The organism is Kitasatospora sp. GAS204B, from assembly GCF_029892155.1.
GTDB lineage: Bacteria > Actinomycetota > Actinomycetes > Streptomycetales > Streptomycetaceae > Kitasatospora.
On sequence record NZ_JARZAG010000007.1, the window covers coordinates 199983 to 212953 of the forward strand.

General features: G+C 73.2%; 9 protein-coding genes. 3 read left to right on the forward strand and 6 right to left on the reverse strand.

What is annotated here, in order from left to right:
- The first annotated feature begins 28 nt into the window (after positions 1-28).
- From P3T41_RS12235 to P3T41_RS12245, 3 genes are all read left to right on the forward strand, one after another.
- A complete protein-coding gene (locus P3T41_RS12235) occupies positions 29-793 on the forward strand; it encodes an SIS domain-containing protein (RefSeq protein ID WP_280689727.1) in 765 nt (254 codons plus the stop codon).
- A 180-nt stretch (positions 794-973) separates the two neighbouring features.
- Positions 974-1900 carry a DUF4231 domain-containing protein gene (locus P3T41_RS12240; RefSeq protein WP_280689728.1) on the forward strand — a complete coding sequence of 309 codons (927 nt, stop codon included), beginning with the start codon at positions 974-976 and terminating at the stop codon, positions 1898-1900.
- Positions 1901-1938: 38 nt separating this feature from the next.
- Complete coding sequence (locus P3T41_RS12245; RefSeq protein WP_280689729.1) at positions 1939-2817, forward strand: alpha/beta fold hydrolase; 879 nt, start codon at positions 1939-1941, stop codon at positions 2815-2817.
- A gap of 3 nt (positions 2818-2820) precedes the next feature.
- Here P3T41_RS12245 and fxsT read toward each other — a convergent pair whose 3' ends face one another.
- From fxsT to pdxH, 6 genes are all read right to left on the reverse strand, one after another.
- Positions 2821-6735 carry an FxSxx-COOH system tetratricopeptide repeat protein gene (fxsT, locus tag P3T41_RS12250; protein ID WP_280689883.1) on the reverse strand — a complete coding sequence of 1305 codons (3915 nt, stop codon included), beginning with the start codon at positions 6733-6735 and terminating at the stop codon, positions 2821-2823.
- A gap of 148 nt (positions 6736-6883) precedes the next feature.
- Complete coding sequence (locus P3T41_RS12255) at positions 6884-8242, reverse strand: TIR-like protein FxsC (protein WP_280689730.1); 1359 nt, start codon at positions 8240-8242, stop codon at positions 6884-6886.
- Positions 8243-8364: 122 nt separating this feature from the next.
- Positions 8365-9201, reverse strand: a complete 837-nt coding sequence (locus P3T41_RS12260; protein WP_280689731.1) for an AAC(3) family N-acetyltransferase — start codon at positions 9199-9201, stop codon at positions 8365-8367.
- Between the two features lies 1 nt (position 9202).
- Positions 9203-11656, reverse strand: a complete 2454-nt coding sequence (locus tag P3T41_RS12265) for an FxsB family cyclophane-forming radical SAM/SPASM peptide maturase (RefSeq protein WP_280689732.1) — start codon at positions 11654-11656, stop codon at positions 9203-9205.
- Between the two features lie 63 nt (positions 11657-11719).
- Positions 11720-11902: a hypothetical protein gene (locus tag P3T41_RS12270; protein ID WP_280689733.1), complete on the reverse strand. Its 183-nt coding sequence runs from the start codon at positions 11900-11902 to the stop codon at positions 11720-11722.
- Between the two features lie 266 nt (positions 11903-12168).
- A complete protein-coding gene (gene pdxH / locus P3T41_RS12275; protein WP_280689884.1) occupies positions 12169-12792 on the reverse strand; it encodes a pyridoxamine 5'-phosphate oxidase in 624 nt (207 codons plus the stop codon).
- Positions 12793-12971: the final 179 nt, after the last annotated feature.

The following is a 12971-nucleotide window of genomic DNA, read 5'->3' on the forward strand; positions in this document are numbered from 1 at the left end:
CTCCACTGGCGGTTAGGGAAGATCTCTCATGGATGACCTGGTCGGGCAGTACTTCGAGGCCGCTGTGAACCACCTCCAGCGGGTCCGCGCCGAGGAGGGCGAGGCGATCGGCCGGGCCGCCGAACTGCTCGCCGACGCGGTCACCGAGGGCCGGCGGATCTTCGCCTTCGGCGCCGGGCACTCCTCGCTGGCCGCCCAGGACGTGGTCTACCGGGCCGGCGGCCTGGTCCCCTTCAACCTGCTGAACGTGCCGGGGATGGCCGGGGTCACCGTGCTGCCGGCGCCGCTGGGCAGCGCGCTGGAGCGGGTCTCCGGGCTGGCCACCACGACCCTGGACCTGACCCCCGCCACCATCGGCGACCTGCTCTTCGTCATCTCGCTCTCCGGCCGCCAGGTGATGCCGGTGGAGCTGGCCGCGCACGCCCGGGCCCGCGGCCTGCGCGTGGTCGGGGTGACCTCGCTGGCCTATCCGGGCCAGGTCACCGCCAAGCACCCGTCCGGGACCTTCCTGAAGGACCACTGCGACGTGGTCCTGGACAGCAAGATCGCGGTGGGTGACGGCGAGCTGACCCACCCGGGCGCCGACACCGCCTTCGGCCCGGTCTCCACCATCGTGACCAGCGCGCTGATGCAGGCCGTGGTGGTCGGCGCGGTGGGCCTGCTGGCCGAGCGCGCGGTGAACGGTGAGGGCGGCACGCCGCCGCTGTTCCGCTCCGGCAACGTGGACGGCGGCACCGACTGGAACGCCAAGCTGATGGCCGAGCAGGCCGACCGGATCTTCTACAACTTCTGACCAGACTTCCGGCCGAACTTCCGACCGGCCCGTCCCGCCGGGCCAGAACGGCGCGTACCAGACCTGTGCGCGACGTGCGGCACCGCTCATACTGGCCCGGGCGAAGGCGTACCCGGGCTCCGCCGTGGGCAGTACGTCAGCGTCCAGCGGGACACCACGCACGTACGGGGGGCGGACTCGATGGCAGCCGGTGCGGGATCCACGGGCCCGGTCCGCGAGGCCGACCTGATGCCGGAGCTGTTCCGGCTCGCCGACTCCGCCTCGCTGCGCCACCAGCAGCGCTCGGTCCAGCTGGTCCGCTGGGAACTGCTGCTGCTCACGGCCGCCGCCGCGGTCGGCTCGGTCGGCTCCCGCCCGTTCGCCTGGGCGGCGGCGCTGGCCTACCTGGGCACCGCCGGCCTGGCGGCCGGGGTCAGCCGGCGCAATCCGCAGGGCCGCTGGTACGACGGCCGGGCGGCCGCCGAGTCGGTCAAGACGCTGGCCTGGAAGTACGCGGTCCGGGCCGACGCCTATCAGCCACCGCCGACCACGCTGCCGGACGCCGAGGGCCTCTACCACCTGCAGCTGCGCGGCATCCTGCGCGGCTTCCGGCACAGCGCGGTGCTGCCGGGCGACGCCGAGCGGCGCGCGGAGGTGACGGTGGCGATGCGCAGCCTGCGCGAACAGCCGCTGGCCGTGCGCCGCGAGGTCTACCTGCGCGAGCGGGTACAGGCCCAGCACCGCTGGTACCGGGCCAAGGCCGCCTACTGCGACCGGGCCGGACGGCTGACCGAACAGCTCGGCATCGCGCTGCCGGCCATGGGCCTGGTGCTGGCGGTGCTGCGCGCCACCGGCTGGTCCCACTACGACGCACCGGGCGCCGTCTCGGCGGTGGCCGTCTCGGTGATCGCCTGGGCCCAGCTGCGCCAGTACCGGCCGCTGGCCGCCGCCTACCGGCTGGCGGCCGACGAACTGCGGATCATCCAGGACCAGTTGACCCAGCTGGACCCGGCCGCCGAGGACTCGGAGGAGCTCTGGGCCAGACTCGCGCGGGACGCCGAGGACGCCGTCTCCCGCGAACACACCACCTGGCAGGCCCGCCGCGAGGTCCGCGGCCCGAGCCTGTGAGGCCCGTCCCCGTCCCCTGAACACTGGAGGTCCCCGGCGTGCAGCCCCGACTGGTGAAGACCGCCGACCACCGCAGGCTGGCGGTGCAGACCTTCGGTGATCCCGAAGGCCGCCCGGTCTTCCTGATGCACGGCACACCCGGCAGCCGACTCGGGCCGATTCCGCGCAGCACCGTGCTCTACAACCTGGGCGTGCACCTGATCTCCTTCGACCGCCCCGGCTACGGCGGCTCGGACCGCCTGATCGGCCGTCAGGTCGCTGCGGCGGCAGTGGACGTGCAGACCATCGCCGACGAGCTGGGACTGGACCGGTTCGCCGTGGTCGGCCGCTCCGGCGGCGGCCCGCACGCGCTGGCCTGCGGCGCGCTGCTGGCGGAGCGGGTGCACCGGGTGGCCGCGCTGGTCAGCCTGGCCCCCTGGAACGCCGAGGGCCTGGACTGGTACGGCGGGATGGCGCCCTCCAACGACCGCGACTACCGGGCCGCCGAGCGCGACCACCAGCGGATCGCCGCCACCATGGCGCAGCGGGCCCGCCGGATCCGGGACGACCCGAACACCCTGCTGGCCGGCCTGCGCAGCGAACTGTCCGGCACCGACCGGGCGGTGGTCTCGGACGCCGGGATCCGCCGGCTGCTGCTGAGCAACTACCGGGAGGCGTTCCGGCAGAACGCCGACGGCTGGATCGACGACGTGCGCGCCTTCACCACCGACTGGGGGTTCAAGGCACAGGACGTCACGGCGCCGACCTGGCTCTGGCACGGCGCCGACGACATGTTCTCCCCGGTCGACCACTCCCGCTGGCTGGCCGCGCACATCCCGGACGCCACGTTCTTCCTGGAGCCGGGCGCGGCCCACCTGGGCTCGCTGCGGGTGATGACCGCCGCCCTGAAGTGGGCGGCGGCCGACGCGACCGCCTGACCGTCAGACCGGCTGGGGCTCCAGGTCGCGGTTGATCCGCTTCCACCCCCTGGCCGAGACGGTGTTGGGGTGCTCCTCCCCCAGCTGCCGGATGAATTCGGCCACCGCGCGCGAGCGCAGTTCGGCGGCCTGGTTCACCTTGCCCTGGGCCCGCAACGTGACCGCGAGGTTGGCCTGACAGGCCACCGCGTCCGGGTGGCGCGGCTCGTAGCGGTCGCACAGCGACCGGTAGGCGGTCTGCTCCAGCGCCTCGGCCTCGACCAGCCGGCCCGAGTCGCCGTAGACGTTGGCCAGGTTGATCATCGCGTTCAGGGTGTACGGGTGCTCGGGGCCCAGCACCCGACTGAGCGTCTCCACGGTGACCGCGCCCAGCTCCGCGGCCTCCTCCAGACCGCCGCTGCCGCGCAGGTAGATCACCAGGTTGTTGGCGCAGGCCAGGGTGAACGGGTGCTCGGGGCCGAAGAGCTGCTGATGGCCGACGAAGACCTGGCGGGCCAGGTCGCGGGCCGCGTCCTTGTCGCCGCCGGCGCTGTAGTCGGCGGCCAGGTTGAGCGCGCAGGCCAGCGTGTCGGGCGCGTTCTCGCCGTACCGCTCCAGGTAGCGCTCGTAGGTCTCCTTGGTGAGCCGGCGGGCCTCGGCCTGCCGGCCCGCCTTGCGCAGCGAGACCGCCAGCGACTTGGCGTTGCGCAGGATCTCCGGGACGTCGATGTCCAGCACCTCGGCGTAGGCCTCGACGACCTCCTGGTGGACCGTCACGGATCCCTGGTAGTCGCCCTGTTCCCGCAGGTCGCGGGCGAGCATGGACTTGCTGGAGAGGGTGTAGGGGTGCTTGGGGCCGAGCACCAGGGTGCGCCGGTCCAGGGTGTCCTGGTCCAGTTCCTGGGCCGCCTTGCTGTCGCCGACCAGGCGCAGGTCGATGGCCAGGTTGTTGGCGATCGACAGGGTGCGCGGGTTGTCCTCGCCGAACTGCTCGCGGAACCGGTCCAGGGTCTGCCGGTCCAGTTCGAGCGCCTCGGCGAACTCGCCCAGCGCCCGGTGGTCGGCGCTCAGCGAGCCGGCCGTCATCAGGGTGTACGGGTGGTGCTCGCCGAGCACCTGGCGCTGGCTGCGCAGGGTGGCCTCGTCCAGCGCCATGGCCTCCGCGTACTGGCCCTGCGAGCGCATCACGTTGGCCAGTTGGAAGCGCAGCAGCAGGGTCTGCCGGTCGTCCTGGCCGAGCTTGGCGGTCCAGGCGTCGTCCAGCAGGTGGCCCATCCGACGGGCCTGGGCGAACTCGCCGCGCTTCCACAGGTAGCGGACCCGGTCGATCATCAGCTGCCGGGTGTCGGACTCGTCGCAGTCGTGCGCCCGGGACGGCGACAGGTGTGGCCAGATCTCCTCGAAGGCCGGCCAGTTCGCCGGGTCGTCGGTGTCGCCGACGACCGGGCGGGCGCCGATCAGGATCCGGTGCACCTCGTGCACGGTGTCGGTCTGCTCCTCCAGGGTCATCTCCGAGCGGATCACCTCCTGGACCAGCCGGTGCACCTGGATGCTGTTGGCCCCCGCGTCCACCTTGGCCAGCGCGTACCGGCCGATCGCCTGGATCACCCGCCCGAGCAGGAACTTGTCGCTCAGCCCCGGGTCGAAGGGGACCAGCGCGCGGATCATCTGGTCGCTGTAGAAGAGGTTCATCGAGATCGGCTCGGGCGCGAAGTAGGCGCACAGCTGCAGCATCCGGGCGGCGGCCGGTGACTGCTCGCGCAGCCGGGCGATGGAGACCCGCCAGGTGGCGCCGACCGTCATCGGGTAGTCCACCGGGCGACCGAGCTCCAGCACCCGGGCCGCCTCGGTGCGCAGCGCCTGGATGTACTCGGCGACCGGCGTGCCGGTGGCCTTCAGCCAGGCGCCGGCCACCTCGACGGCCAGCGGCAGGTCGCCGACCGCCTCGGCCACCGCGTCCGCGTCCGCCCGGTTGAGCGCGCCGGCGGTGCGCCGGGTCAGGTGGTCGATGCTCTCGCCGCGGGTGAAGACGTCCATGGTCAGCGCCTCGGCGTGGGTGGCCCAGGCCTGGTTGCGCGAGGTGACCAGGATGTGGCCGTTGCCGCCGGGGAAGTACCGGCGGATCTCGCCCGGCTCGTCCGCGTTGTCGAAGATCAGCAGCCAGCGCTTGACCCGCTCACCGCGACGCAGCGCCTCCAGCGCGATCTCGGTGGCGAGCGCCACCGGCTCGTTGGTGGCCCGGCCCATCTTGCGCGCGAGCTCGGCCAGCTGGCCCTGGATCTCGTCCTCCTGCTCGGCCGAGACCCACCAGACCAGGTCGTAGTCGGCCATGAACCGGTGCGCGTACTCCAGCGCCACCTGCGTCTTGCCCACGCCGCCGAGCCCGTAGAGGGTCTGCGGCACCGGCAGCACCGCCGTCGCCCCGCCGCCGAGCTGGTTGCGCAGCCGCTCCAGCACCTCGGCGCGCCCGGTGAAGTAGCTGTTGCGCGGCGGCACGTTCCAGATCTCCGGCTGGGTGCCGGGGAACCGGGGCCCGCTCGCGGTGTCCACGGCCGGCGCCTCCTCCCGGCCCAGCGCCTTGATCAGCGCCACCAGCGCCTGCGGCTCCTTGAGGTTGACCAGGTCCACCGGGTTGCGGCTGCTGAACGGGGCGGCCAGCGGGGTGGCGCCGACCCGGACCGGGATCAGCTGGCGCCGGGTGCCGGACGGGTCCGAGCCGACCACCGACTCCCAGAGCGCGCGGGCCTGCGGGGCGCGCAGGTAGGCCGGGGAGAGCACCGCGACCGTGCGGTAGGCCGCGTCCACCGAGCGCTCGGTCTCGGCCCGCGCGTCCGCCCCGGCGCCCACGTCCCTGGGCAACACCCGGAAGCCGGCCGCGGTCAGCACGTACTCGATCCAGTCGGCCCACATCCGGTCCTCGGGCACGTAGCTGAGGTAGATGTCGGCCGGCACGGTGGGACGGCGGCGGGTGAAGGCCTCGATGTAGCGCAGCCGCACCTCCTCGTCCATCGGCGGCAGCGCGTTCACCCGGCCCTCGGTGATCGTGTCGGCGAGCCGCTCGCAGGCCGACAGCATGCTGGTCGGGGTCCCCACCTGGTCGCCGAAGGTGGCCAGGATCTCCTCGTAGGCGTAGAACGGCCGGTACGGGATCTCCACCGAGCCCCAGTAGTGGACCAGTTGCTCGCCGGACAGGCCCGAGGGCAGCCCGTCGAAGCGGATCCGGGCCAGCGCCCGCCCGGCGTCCGCCTTGTCCTTCTCGAAGTCGTCGATCCGCATCGGGACCGGCAGGATCCGGATCCCGCGGTCCCGGTAGCGGTCCGCGATGTGCTGGGCGATCCGGGAGGCACCGTCGATGCTCTGGTCGCTCAGGGTGAAGCAGACCACCAGGTCGTCGGGCATCTGCACGGTGCAGATCTCGGCGGTGTCGGAGAGCCCGGTGCGGCTGTCGATCAGCACGTAGTCGTAGCGCTTGCGCATGTCCGCGCGCAGCGCGTCGAAGAACTGCCCGCCGTCGAAGCGCTCGTAGAACAGGTCCCAGTCCAGGCTGCCGAGGGTGCCGGAGTAGTCCCGGTCCTGCCGCCCCGCCGCCAGGAAGTCGATGCTGCCGCCGGCCGGGAAGCCGCCCCAGGAGAGCGGCACCGCGTGCCCGGCCACCTTGGCGAAGTCCAGGTGCCAGCCGGGGTGGTGGCCGATCTCGCGCAGCTCCCGCTGGTAGCGCTCGGGCTCGAGGAGCGCGTCGGCGTGCAGCTCGGTCTCCCGCAGCGCCTCCTCGCGGTAGTCGTTGATCAGCGTCATCACGCCCGGCGCGTCGGCGAGTTCGGCCGCGTCCAGGAACGGGTGGAAGAACTTGGCCAGCCCGGGGGCCTCCAGGTCCCAGTCCACGGTGAGCACCCGGAAGCCGTTGGCGGCCAGGATCCAGGCGGTGTTGGCCAGCGCCATGGTGCGCCCGGTGCCGCCCTTGTAGGAGTAGAACGTGATGATCCGCCCCTGGCGGTCCTCCTCGATGCCGGGGCGGCCCGCGGCGGGTCCGGGGGTGGTCAGCGGCGAGGCCGAACCGCGCCCACCCAGCCGGAGGTTGCGAGTCCGGTCAGACGTCATGATCTCCTCCTTCGTTCTGGTCGTCCTCGGTGGTGCGCGGTTCGAAATAGGCGGTGCGCGGGTCGGGCTCGTGATGGCGGCCGGTGGGCGGCCGCGGGTCCTCGAAGGCGCCGGCCAGCCGCGGCCGGCTCTCGCCGGTGCCGGGTGGCCTGGGCAGCGCCCGTTCCTTGAAGGCCTTCTGCGCGCGGACCGCGGCGTGCTGGAAGGCCAGGCCGAAGTCCGGTGCGGTGGGCACCCCTTCGGGATCGCCGGCATCGCCGGCGGTGGGACGGAAGGACGGCCGGGCGCTGACGGCCCGGCCGAGCACCTGGTTGGTCAGCGTGATCAGTTCGGCGGAGCGCGCCACGCACTGCGGGTCGTCCCGGTTCCACGGCTCCACCACGGCCACCCAGGCCGGGTTGCGCCGGGCGAACTCCCGGACCAGCTCCCGCCGTCGCGGATCCTGCAGCACCCAGCGGTCCAGCAGCACCACGCCCGGGCCCTGCGGCCGCTCCAGCTCCATCAGCCGACCGGCCGCCAGGTCGAACTCGTGCACCGTCGGGTTGAGGTCGCACTGCCGGGCCAGCTGCATCGCCTTCTCGGCCAGCGCCGTCTCGGCGCCGCGCAGATAGGGGTTCCAGTCGGTGCGCCCGGCGCCGTAGTAGCCGCGATCGCGGTGCGCGGGCACCTCGGAGTCCCTGAACGCCAGCACCGCGATGGTGAGTTCGTCGGCGGCCGAACGCCCCGGGAAGGCCGAGGGGTTGGTGGTGAAGTCGACCGGTTCGACCACCGGGACCACGGTCTCCAGCGCCACCTCGACGATCCGCCGGGCGAGCTTGTACACCACCTTCTCGTACAGCCCCTGGTGGTGGCGCTGGGCCATCAGCGCGTACAGCCCGTCCTCGGCGTAGGCGCGCGGAAAGCTGGGGTGGTTGTACTGCACGGCGTGTGCCACCGGCGGCAGCGCGCCGTCCTGCATGCCCACCCAGAGCACCGGCACGATCGCGCTGTTCTGCTCCGCTCCGCCGGGCGCGTTGGCCGTGCGCTGGGCGAAGGTGTACCACTCCTGGCCGCACGGCGTGCTGCGGAACAGCCGCGGATGGTAGAGCGGCACGAAGACCCGGCAGGTGGCCAGCGCTTCGGAGATCTTGGCGGCCCAGTTGTCGCCCTGGTGCATGGTCTCGTCCATGAAGCCCACCGGATCGGCGGTGGGCAGCGGGGTCAGCTGCAGCACGGCCTCGCAGAGGTCCTCGTAGAACTGGCTGACCCGGGCGTTGGGATTGCGCGTGCCGACCGGCGGCATGTGCGCGTAGCTGAGGAAGAAGTGTGGCTTCGCCGAGGCCTTCCGCCCGCCTTCAGCGTCGTTCACGCAGCCTCCCCCGCGCCGACCGCCAGTTCCCCGCAGGGACCTCCAGTGTAGGAAGACCGGCCTCCCCGGGGAATACCGCGATCGCCCCACCCCCTGATCATGCGTCAGGGCGCGGTCAACTGTCAGGCCTTTGCGCCGATCTCCCCACCGGTTCCAGCCGCCTCACGGCCGGTCAGCTCGTCCAGCAACCACTCGCGGGCCTCGTCCACCGCGGGCCGCACCGGCATCAGCAGGGCCGCGGTGCCACCCACCGGCCCCGTCCTGGCCCGATCCAACCGGCGCCGGATCCGGGCCAGCATCCGGGGAAAGTGCCGGTCGTCCAGGTCCACCCCCTCGAACCGCTCCCAGCGCGCCGTGCCGTCCGGCCCCTTGACCATGCACCCGTACCGCTTGCGCGGCGGGCTGGGCACCCGGTACTCGGCCAGGTGGAAGGCGGTGCAGGAGGTCAGCGGCGCGCCGAGCATCAGCACCCACGCGCCGGTCCGGTAGAGCTGCCCGACCGGGGACTCCTCGCCGAGGTGGCAGTCGTACGGGTGCTCGGCGACCAGGTGCCCGGCCAGCGGGCCGAGCGCGGCGAACGAGGTCTGCGGGTGCGCGCTGCGCAGCGCGCGGCCGGCGGCGCGTAGCTCCTCGGAGAGCCGGCCCACGGTCGGCGAGCACGGGGTGGTCAGCCGGTCGAACGGAGGCATCGCGGCCAGGTAGGCGGCCCGCTGGACGGGCGAGAGGCCGGCGGTGGCCTCGACGTGCAGTCGCGAGGTCACCGAGTTCTCCGGCGTCGCGGTGTAGGCCACCAGCGTGCCCTCGGGCCCGAGCGCGGCGCGCAGCGCGGCCAGCACCCCCGCCGAACCCCCCGCCACCGGGCCGAGCGAGCGCAGCGCGGCGTGCACCAGCAGCACGCCGGTGTCGGGGCCGACGCCCAGGCCGCGGAGCTGGGCGGTCAGCTGGTCGACCGTCAGCACCTCAGGTACTCGCCACCGGAGCGGTGGTCCACGCCCCCTGCCGGGCGGGGGCCGCCACCTCGGTCTCGGTCTCGGCCTCGGTCTCGGCCTCGGCCTCGGCCTCGGTCTCGCTCTCGGCCTCGAGCGGCGCGGCCGGCCAGGGCGCCACGGTGGCCCGCATGCCGGCCGCGAACCGCTCGCCGAGCGCGGTCAGCGAGCCCGAGTCGAGCAGCGTGTCGATCGCCCGGTCGGTGTGCCCGCGCCAGAGCGCCAGCTGGCCGCGCGCGAACTCGGCCGCCTCGCCGCCCACCCCGTCGTAGGCGGCCACCCGGGTACCCCAGAAGTCGGTCACCGCCAGGTGCGCGTACGTCCCCTGCAACAGGCCCTCCAGCGGGCGCGGGTCCGCGCGCCACGGGGCGTGGTAGCGGCGCTGGTCCGCCGGGTCGTACAGGTCGTGGAAGTCCAGTACCGCGCCCAGCTTGACGTGCTGGAACTCGTGCGCGATCAGCAGCGCCAGGATCGGCGCGGTGGCGGGCCGGGCGATCCCGACCGCGCCGAAAGCCTGCCGGGCCGCCGCGCTGACCTGCTGCCCGGCCGGCCCGGGGCGCAGCGGCGTGATGGTGGTCAGCCCGGCGGCGATCCCGACCGCGTACCCCGGCAGATCACGCAGCGTCAGTTCCCAGGCCTCGCGCAGCGCGCCGGTCCAAACGGCCAGCGCCTCCTCGGTGAGCCGCTGCTCGACCGGCCACTGGTGGCTGTCCCGCTGCGGATCGGTGTCCTCCAGAGCCACCGACCAGCCGCCCGCGAGGCTCAACCGGCGCACCGGCAGCCAGCGCTCGCCGCCCGGCTGGTCGAACCCGATCAGTTGCTCGGCGCCGCCCGGCGCGCGCACCGCGAAACCGTCCGCACCGGCGCGCACCACCGCCTGCCCCGCGCCGCCGACCAGCACCCGGCCGAGCGTGGGCAGCTGCACCGCGCCGCCGCGCACCGGCACCGGCAGTTCAGCGGCGTACCCGGCCCGGATCAGCGCGGCGGCGGCGATCTCCGCCAATCCGCCGAGGTCGGCCCGCGGACCGTCCTGCTCGGTCCGCAGGCAGCGCACCGCCCAGGCCCGGACGTACGGGTGGGCGAGCACCGCGTCCACCGCGTGCGGCGCCTGGTCGTCCAGCTCGGTGAGCAACTGCCAGGCCTCCCCGGCCGCCGGTCCGACGGCCGCCAGCAGCCGGCGGGTCAGGTCCAACTGCCCGGCGGCGAGCGTGGCCAGGGTGGCGGCGTCCCCGTGGCCGCGGGCCAGCTGGTCGAGCTGACCGTCCGTCAGCCGCGCCGGGACGGGCGCGGGCGCCGCAGCGGGGACCGCGGTGGCGATCCGGTCCCGGATGGTGGTGATCAGCCGCATGAGGTCTCCGCAGAAGACGGACGGGTTGTCGAAGCCGGCGCCGGTGCGCCACCGGTGCGCGTACAGCCCGCCGCCGCAGCTGCGGACCACCGGGCAGGCCCGGCACGCCTCGCTCAGCCCGGCCAGACCGGACTGACGAGCCATCATCCCCGGATGGCGGGCGACCTCGTCCAGCGTGTTCGCGAAAATGTCGAAACCGGTCGCCGGTGCGCCGTCATAGGCCGTCTTGAGGCTGTCGGCCTGCTCGAAAGTGCCATCGGTCTCGATCACCACCAGATCGGCCGGGTCCAGACCGAGCGACTCGGTGAGGCTGGAACCGCCGCGCAGGGTCCGGTGGATCGACTCGAAGGTGCGCACCGGCACCGGGCGGCCCAGCTGGAGCCAACGCTGATGGATGGTCAGCAGCCAGTCGGCGTAGGGGTGCTCGCCCAGCGTGGCGGGACGGTTCGGCGGCACGTCCCACGTCGCGTGCGGAAGCAGGAAGTCGATCCGGGGCGGCGCCAGTTCGAGCAGCGCGTCCAGCACCTCGAGCGGGTCGTTCGCCACGTCGATGGTGCAGAGCAGCCCGGCGTACAGCTGCCGGAACTCCGGTGTGCGCAGCAGCTCGACGGCCGCCAGCACCTGCGGATGGCTGCTGCGCCCGTCGGCGAACCGCCGGTGCCGGTCGTTGGCGGCCCGGTCGCCGTCCAGCGAGATGCCCACCTTGATCCCGAGCTCCGCGAACAACTCGCAGAAGGCCCGGTCCAGTCGCACCCCGTTGGTGTGGATCCGCAGGTCGAGCAGGCAGTCGGCGGGCAGCGCGGCCCGCAGGCTCTCGGCCGCCCGCCGCAGCAGCGCGGGGCCGGCCAGCAGCGGCTCCCCGCCGTGCAGCACCACGTGCACGGCGGGCAGCCGGTGGGCGAGCGCGTGCTCGCCGATCCGCCGCGCCGCCTGGTCGAGCACCCGCTCGCTGACGGCCCGGGGGCGGCCGCGCCAGCTGGTGTCCGCGTGTTCGTAGACGTAGCAGTGGTCGCAGGCCAGGTCACAGCGGCCGTGCACCTTGATCACGAACTGCGAGAAGGGCACCAGTGGCTGGGTCATGTCCGCCGCCCGCGGCTTGAGGAACGTCTTGAGGAGCGCGTGGAGTCCGCTGCTGTTCCGCTGCTAGATCGAGGAGTTGAAGGCGGCCACCGCGATCTGGCTCGAATCCGCCCCCGGCAGCGCCCGATAGAGGGCCGCGGTGAGCTCATCGACCCCCAGGGTGGCCAGTTCGTCCAGCGACACGCGGGCACCGGCCGGCAGGTCGGCGTGCTCGGCAAGGGCGGGAGCCAGAGTCGTCGTAGTCATGTCGCGTGGTCCTCTTCGGGGAGCCGCGGTTCAACTGCCGCGGGTGTGGGTAAAAAGTAGCCCCTTGTGGAGTCCATAGCAGGCCAATCGGCACAAGTGGCGTGCGTTGTCCGAGGTCGGGCCGCCGACTACACCGCCCCCGAGCTGCGACGACCTGCTGACTTGCCGTTCGGACTGGTCCGGGCGGCGGAGAAATACCACCCGGGCGGGCTACATCGTTTCGCGTATCGGGGTGCCGTCCGAGCGCAACCGCCGTCTACTCGGCCTCACGGGCAGAGTCGCCGCACCGTCCACCCGTCCCCGTCCGCCGCGTACACCAGCCGGTCGTGCAGCCGGTTCGGCCGCCCCTGCCAGAACTCCACCGCCTCCGGGACCACTCGGAACCCGCCCCAGAACGGCGGCACCGGCACGCCCTCCCCCTCGGGGTAGCGGGAGGCGAGCTCGGCGTAGCGCCGCTCCAGCACCTCGCGGGAGGCGACCGGGCTGGACTGCTCGCTGGCCCAGGCGCCCAGCTGCGAGCCGTGCGGGCGGGTGCGGAAGTACGCGGCGGTCTCGTCCCGGCCGGTCCGCTCCACGCTGCCGCTGACGATCACCTGACGCTGGATCGGATGCCAGGGGAAGAGCAGCGCGGCGTGCGGATTGGCCGTCAGTTCGGTGCCCTTGCGCGAGCCGTAGTTGGTGAAGAAGACGAATCCGCGCTCGTCGAACCCCTTGAGCAGCACGGTCCGGGCGCTGGGGCGGCCCGCGGCGTCGGCGGTGGAGAGCACCATGGCGTTCGCCTCGGCGATCCCGGCCCGCTCGGCCTGCGCGAACCAGCGGCTGAACTGGGTCACCGGATCGGGAGCCAGCTCGTGCTCGGACAGACCCGCCTCGGCGTACTGGCGGCGCATCCGGGCGAGGTCGGGGGCGGAATGGTGGTGCGCGGCCTGGGCGCTTTCCGGAGTCTGCACGCCAACATCATCCCGTACGACAAGCAGCGGACCACGCTCCACCTATGGAATCTCGACATCAAGAGATATGGTGTCTCGCCAACGCTTCGCCCCCTACGGTCCGGACCGATGTCCGAAAC

Bases quoted from the DNA above. Each gene is read 5' to 3' on its own strand.
- P3T41_RS12270 (WP_280689733.1), bottom strand. From the start codon at position 11,902: ATGACTACGACGACTCTGGCTCCCGCCCTTGCCGAGCACGCCGACCTG.
- P3T41_RS12235 (WP_280689727.1), top strand. From the start codon at position 29: ATGGATGACCTGGTCGGGCAGTACTTCGAGGCCGCTGTGAACCACCTC.
- pdxH (WP_280689884.1), bottom strand. From the start codon at position 12,792: ATGCGCCGCCAGTACGCCGAGGCGGGTCTGTCCGAGCACGAGCTGGCT.
- P3T41_RS12265 (WP_280689732.1), bottom strand. From the start codon at position 11,656: ATGACCCAGCCACTGGTGCCCTTCTCGCAGTTCGTGATCAAGGTGCAC.
- P3T41_RS12240 (WP_280689728.1), top strand. From the start codon at position 974: ATGGCAGCCGGTGCGGGATCCACGGGCCCGGTCCGCGAGGCCGACCTG.
- fxsT (WP_280689883.1), bottom strand. From the start codon at position 6,735: ATGGCGCTGGCCAACACCGCCTGGATCCTGGCCGCCAACGGCTTCCGG.